Origin of the sequence: Synechococcus sp. H55.9, from assembly GCF_047462355.1 — a bacterium.
Classification (GTDB): Bacteria; Cyanobacteriota; Cyanobacteriia; order Thermostichales; family Thermostichaceae; genus Thermostichus.
In genome coordinates, this window is sequence record NZ_JANSJB010000173.1 from 1 (window position 1) to 1,502 (window position 1,502).

Below are 1,502 nucleotides of genomic sequence, written 5' to 3' on the forward strand. Positions count from 1 at the left end.
TTTCAGAGGGCAGCTCGTGCCCTCTTCGGAGACTCTACTAGCGACGCTTATTCCATCTTGGGAGAAGCGCTTCTTGCAGCAGCCGAAAGTCCCCAGGCACAGGAGAACTTTGCCCTGCGCCTGCCCCTTCTGTCGGAGTCCTTGGAAAAGCTGATCCACGCTGCCCGGCCAGACAGGGTAGAGCTTGCTATCCGAAAAATCATTGATTTTCTCTCGTCCAGATCAGTTGATCTAGGCTCCCTGGAAGTAAACGACGAAAATCTCCTCGAAAGCCTGACCGTTGCTAAAGCTATTCTCTTTCGAGTCTGCTTTTGTTGGAGCTATCTAACAGATGATCGGTCTCTAATCCGTCGTTACCAGCAGCTTGCTGGCAGGATTTTTAACGATTGCCTCAGTCTTATGGCCTCTCAGCGCGATTTCTTGTGGTCTGAGTATTGGAAAAAAAATCAGCAAGATTATCAAATAGTCAATGGAGAGAGTCGTAAACTTCGAGTTGGTTTCCTGGGCAGCTGTTTTCAGCGACACTCAGTGGGCTTCCTCAGCGAAGCTACTTTGAGAAATTTATCCCGCAGTGTATTAGATATTTGTTACTACTACTACCATGGCTGGAAAACTGAGGAAGTGGCCAGCCATGACAATACATACCAAAAGTTTTGGTCGCAGGAAAGCCTTTACTTTCGCTTCTTTTCTGAGGGAATTAATCCACCTCAAGTAGCTGCTCAAGCTCGCGAGGATCACATCGATATCATGGTCTTCATGGACTCTATCACCAGCCACGACGCCAATATCGTAGCAGCCCTACGGGCTGCCCCTGTCCAAATTGGCTGGTTAGGCGGGGATGCTGTCGGCTTACCTGAGTTTGATTACTTTTTTGCCGATCCTTATATTCTCCCCGAAGATGCGCAGGCCGATTACTATGAAAAGATTATCCGCTTGCCGAGCTATTGCGCCGTTGAGCATCTCGACGTCATTCCTGCTGACGAGGTAGAGTTTCGGACTAAACTGAGAATAGGTTCGCAAGACGTTGTTTTCCTTACCGCGGCTAACGCCTACAAGCGCACTGATAGTTGCATTGATGCTCACCTGAAGATTCTAAAAGCTGTTTCCAACGGCGTTCTTATTGTTAAAGGCTCTGGGGAAATTGCTACAGTAATCAGGCGTTATCAAGAGAAAGCGAAAGACTTGGGTGTTTTGGATCGCGTCCGTTTTCTTGCCAAAACCAGCAGTGTAGAAGAGCATCGGGGCCAACTGGCTCTAGTGGATCTGATTCTAGATACCTTTCCTTATACTGGCGCAACCCACACCATGGAAGTCCTTTACATGGGTGTGCCGGTTCTTACCCTGGTAGGCCGTCACTACTACGGCCGCATGAGCTACAGTCTGCTGAAAAATATCGGTCTCGAAGACTGCATCACCTGGTCGGTAGAAGAGTTTATCCAACGTGGGATCCAACTGGGCAACAATCCGGAGCAACTCAACCGAATTAAAAAGCAAATCAAAGA

At 48.4% G+C, this 1,502-nt stretch carries 1 pseudogene; it reads left to right on the plus strand.

The features are described 5' to 3' along the window. Positions 1–57: 57 nt before the first annotated feature. Positions 58–1,502 (plus strand): annotated as a pseudogene (locus tag NW857_RS12885) (FkbM family methyltransferase); the annotation flags it as partial.